Origin of the sequence: Caldimonas sp., assembly GCF_046289365.1 — a bacterium.
Taxonomy (GTDB): Bacteria; Pseudomonadota; Gammaproteobacteria; order Burkholderiales; family Burkholderiaceae_C; genus Caldimonas.
On sequence record NZ_JBKBVU010000230.1, the window covers coordinates 1 to 4434 of the forward strand.

A 4434-nucleotide genomic window follows, 5' to 3' on the forward strand; every position below is an offset into this window, starting at 1 on the left:
CGACAAGAGCTTTTCGCCGGCGTCGCTGGTTTTCACCCGCTGGGCCACCGACCCGCGCTGGCGCGATCCGGCCAGTGCTCGCCCGTTGCGGCTGCCGCGCCTGGGCGAGCGCGGCTCGTTCGAAGCCCTGGCGCGGGAAGTGTCCACCGACGTGCATCCGCGCACCCTGCTCGATGAGCTGGAGCGGCTGTCCCTGGTGCGCATCGACGGCGAGTGGGTGGAGCTCGTGGCCGAGAGCTACGTGCCTTCGGCCGACGAGGCGGCCATGGCCGAGCTGTTCGCCGCCAACGGTGCCGATCACCTGGCTGCCGCGGTGCACAACCTGACCACCACCGAACCACGGCTGCTCGAGCAAAGCGTGTTCGCCAGCGGCCTGTCGCGTGCCTCGGCCGAGGAGTTGGGGGCGTTGGCGCGGCGGCTGTGGGCCCAGGACTTCGCCCGCATGGCCGAGGAAGCCCATCGACGCTACCAGGCCGACCGGCAGACCTCGCAACCTCACCGCATGCGCTTTGGCGTGTACTACTACATGGAGCCCGAGGCGCCGCGCAGTGATGCAGCGGCCTCGCCGAAGGAGTCGTCGCCGTGAGCATCTTCCTGACATGGGGCCGGGGCGGCCTGATGGCCCTGGTGGTCGCTTGGGGGCTGGCCGCCTGCGGCGGCGGTGGTGTGGGCTCGGGGGGGACGGGGGCGCCGGTGTCGTCGTCGGGGGCGGTGTCGGGCTTTGGCAGCGTGTGGGTCGACGGCCTGGAGCTCGACGATGCCAATGCCCGGGTGCGCCTGGACAGCGTCGAGGGGGCCCCCGATATCCCTGCGGGGCAGGTCCGGCTTGGCCTGGGCCAGCGCGTCGAACTCGAGTTCGAGATCGATGGCGCAGGGCGGCGTGTGGTCTCCGAGATCCGCATCTCGCCCCAGGTGATCGGCTCGGTCACCTCGGTCGCGCCGCTGGAGGTGGCCGGCCAGCGGGTGCGGGTCAATACCGATGCTGCGCAGGGGCCCCTGACCCTGCTGGTGGGGGTGGCCGACGCCTCGGCATTGCGGGTGGGGCAGCGGGTGGAAGTGCACGGCCTGGCCCGCATGAGCGGTGGGGTGCGCGAGATCGTGGCCTCCCGGATCGCCACGGTGGACAGGCCGGGGCAGAGCCCCTGGCTGCGCCTGGGTGGCGTCGTCGAAGGCCTGACGCCGGAGGGTTTCAACATCGGCAACCTGCGGGTGCAGCGGGACGGCCGCACGGTCATCGTTCCCCGTGCCCAGGCACTGGCCGAGGGGCAGTCGGTGCGGGTGTGGACGCGCGGAGGCATCCTGGGCCCGCCGGGCGACCCGTATGTCGAGGCCGATCGCATCCAGATCCTGCGCCGGCAATGGCTGCCGCAGCAGTCGGTGCGCCTGTCGGGGCCGGTTCAGGCCTGTACGGATGCCCAGCGGCCTCCCTTGGTTTACGTGTGCATCGCCGACGCCGTGATCGAGCGGGCGTCGGCCCAGGTGAACGGAGGGAGCCTGGACGACCTGGTGGAGGGGCGTTACGTGGACGTGCAGGCGCGCTACGACGCGGTGCTGCAGGTGCTGCGCGACGCCCGCTTGGAGTTGCGCACGGCAGACAGCGAGGCGTCCATCGCGCGACTGACCGGGGAGGTGTCAGGCTTGTCCGGATCGCGCTTCACCGTGCGTGACACGGTCGTCGAACTGGACGCCAGCACGCAGCGTGGGTGCGAACCGGCCAACGGCGTACGTGTGCGGGTGACGGGCCGGATCGCCGGCGATCATGTCCGTGCGACCCGGATCGAGTGCGTGGCCCCCTGAGGTGCAGGGCGCCGGGGCCGGACATGCAGCGCGGATGCCGGCGGCCCCGCATCAGCGCTTGGGCGGATCGTCCAGCGATGCGCTCCAGCGTTGCCAATCGGCCAGCTTGCGCCGGTCGCGCTTGGTGGGACGGCCCTGTTCGATCGTCTGGGCGGGGTCGGCAAGGAAGCGCCGCTGGCGGGTTGCTTCCTCGCGCGCGCGCAGGCTTTCCGGCGTTTCCTCGTAGAGTTGCTGAGCCACCGGGGCGGGACCGCGCACTTCGCTGAGGCTGCGCACGATCACGACGCGGGTCCACCACCCCTGCTGGAGGCTCAGGCGGTCGCCGACACGGATCTCGCGCGAGGGCTTGGCGGGCTGGTCGTTGACGCGCACCCGGCCCTTGCTGACTTCGTCGGTGGCCAGGCTGCGCGTCTTGTAGAAGCGCGCGGCCCACAGCCACTTGTCCAGGCGCACACCGTCCATGCCGACCTCAGGCGGCCGCGCCGAGCGCGAGGGCGCGCTCGCGCTGGCGCGCCAATGCCGCGGCGTCGGACGCCTCGCGCGTGGGCCAGCCGGCCAGGTGCCGTTCGGCGATGTCGCAAAGCGCGACGATCCATTCGTGCAGGTCGTTCAGGCAGGCAATGTGGTGGAACTCCCGGCCGCCGGCGCCGAGGAAGGCCTGCCGGCCTTCCATCGCGATCTCCTCCAGGGTCTCGATGCAGTCGCTGACGAAGCCGGGGCAGATCACGTCGACACGCCCCACGCCCTGGCGGGCGAGTTCGACGAGCGTGGGCTCGGTGTAAGGCTGCAGCCACTGCGCCTTGCCAAAGCGGCTCTGGAACGTGACCCGGTAGTGCTCAGGACGCAGGCCCAGACGCTCGGCCACGAGGCGGGCGGTCTTGTGGCACTCGCAGTGGTAGGGGTCGCCCAGCTCGAGGGTGCGTTGTGGCACGCCGTGGAAGCTGAGCACCAGCCGGTCGGGCCGGCCGTGGTCCCTCCAGTGCTGGCCGATGCGCCGGGCCAGGGCCTCGATGTATCCAGGATGGTCGGGGTAGCGGTTCACGAAGCGCAACTCGGGCACGGCGCGCGTGTGCGCCGCCCAGGCGCCCACCGCGTCGATCACACTGGCCGTGGTGGTGCCCGAGTACTGGGGGTACAGGGGCAACACGAGCACCCGTGTGGCCCCGGCGGCCTTCAGGGCATCCAGTTGCGTGGCAATGGAGGGCTGGCCGTAGCGCATCGCAGCGGCCACCTTCACGCGGTGGCCGCGTTCGCCCAGGTAGCCTTGCACAAGCTTGGCCTGGCGTTCGGTCCACACGCGCAGCGGGGAGCCTTCCTCGGTCCAGATGCTTTTGTATTTGGCGGCAGACTTGGACGGGCGCACGCGCAGGACGATGCCGTGCAGAATGGGCTTCCACAGCCAGCGGGGGATCTCGACCACGCGCGGGTCGCTCAGGAATTCGGCCAGGTAGCGGCGCAGCGCCGGCGCGGTGGGGGCGTCGGGGGTGCCGAGGTTGCACAGCAACACGCCAGTGGTGGTCTCGCGGCCGTGGGCATGGGCCGGTTCGGGGGCGAAGCGCATCGGGGTGGGGCTCCTTGTGGGCCCTGGATTATTCCCGAGCCGCGCCGACCCCACCACCGCCGGGCGGGGTCGCCCCTGTGGAGGGTGGGGCTCAGACGGTCACGCCCGGCCGGGGCGCCACACGCTCGATGTCGGCCCGCACCTGGGCATCGATCAGGCGCTTGGCGATGAGCAGGCTGAGGCCGGCGACGCTCGGGCAGGACATGGTGTCCGGGTGAAGGATGGGGATGGCAGAAGTCCGCCGGGCACTACAGGGGAAGTGGTGGCGCGATCTGCGCGATCGGACTGCGGGATGGCCCCAGGTTGGTGGCAGTCCTTGACGAATGCGTTACTGTGTGGGGGTGACGTACTTTGCGCAACCCGCCGTGCCTCCCTTGGCCCTCACGCTCGACCTGGACGACACCCTGTGGCCCGTGTGGCCCGCCATCGAGCGGGCTGAGGCGCAACTGCATGCCTGGCTGCGGCGGCATGCGCCGGCCACGGCCGGGCGTTTTGACACCGCCGGTTTGCGGGCGCTGCGCGACGAGGTGGCCCGCACCCACCCGCACTGGGCCCACGATCTCAGCGCCATCCGCCTGGAGAGCCTTCGGCGTGCGCTCGCCCTGGCCGGCGACGATGTGGGCCTCGCGCAGCCGGCCTTCGAAACCTTCCTGTCCTGGCGGCACCGGGTCGAGATCTATGACGACGTGGTGCCGGCGCTCGAACGCCTGGCGGCGCGCTTCCCGCTGGTGGCGCTGACCAATGGCAACGCCGACCTCCAGATCATCGGGCTGGACCGCTGGTTCCGCGGCGTGGTCAGCGCACGCAGCTTCGGCGTGGGCAAGCCCCATGCGGCCATCTTCATGGAGGCCTGTCGTCGTGCCGGGGCGCAGCCCGCTCAGGTGCTGCATGTCGGCGACGACCCGTGCCTGGACGTGCGGGGGGCCCTCGATGCGGGGCTGCAGGCCGCCTGGATGGCCCGCCCCGACATCCACGCCGAGACCGACGGGGCACCGGACGGCACCCACCATGTGGTGCGCCATCTGGGGGAACTGGCGGATCGGCTGGGCGCCTGAGGGGCGGTGCGGGGGCGCGCC

At 71.5% G+C, this 4434-nt stretch carries 5 protein-coding genes; 3 read left to right on the top strand and 2 right to left on the bottom strand.

Annotated elements, in window-relative coordinates; translation table 11 throughout:
- Both ACK42S_RS15940 and ACK42S_RS15945 read left to right on the top strand, forming a co-directional pair.
- Positions 1-586 (top strand): DUF6502 family protein (locus ACK42S_RS15940; RefSeq protein ID WP_409709764.1); only part of this gene is annotated, 586 nt, incomplete at its 5' end.
- The gene (locus tag ACK42S_RS15945) at positions 583-1797 is read left to right on the top strand and encodes a DUF5666 domain-containing protein (RefSeq protein WP_409709767.1); all 1215 of its coding nucleotides are present in this window, start codon (positions 583-585) and stop codon (positions 1795-1797) included. The genes ACK42S_RS15940 and ACK42S_RS15945, both read left to right, overlap by 4 nt.
- Positions 1798-1848: 51 nt before the next feature.
- Here the strand turns inward: ACK42S_RS15945 and ACK42S_RS15950 are convergent, their stop codons facing one another.
- Together ACK42S_RS15950 and hemH are read right to left on the bottom strand one after the other, a co-directional pair.
- Positions 1849-2259, bottom strand: a complete 411-nt coding sequence (locus tag ACK42S_RS15950) for an RNA-binding S4 domain-containing protein (protein ID WP_409709770.1) — start codon at positions 2257-2259, stop codon at positions 1849-1851.
- A 7-nt stretch (positions 2260-2266) separates the two neighbouring features.
- Positions 2267-3358 carry a ferrochelatase gene (hemH, locus tag ACK42S_RS15955; protein ID WP_409709773.1) on the bottom strand — a complete coding sequence of 364 codons (1092 nt, stop codon included), beginning with the start codon at positions 3356-3358 and terminating at the stop codon, positions 2267-2269.
- Positions 3359-3723: 365 nt separating this feature from the next.
- On the opposite strand from hemH, the gene ACK42S_RS15960 reads away from it, so the two are divergent.
- A complete protein-coding gene (locus tag ACK42S_RS15960; protein ID WP_409709776.1) occupies positions 3724-4413 on the top strand; it encodes an HAD family hydrolase in 690 nt (229 codons plus the stop codon).
- Positions 4414-4434: the final 21 nt, after the last annotated feature.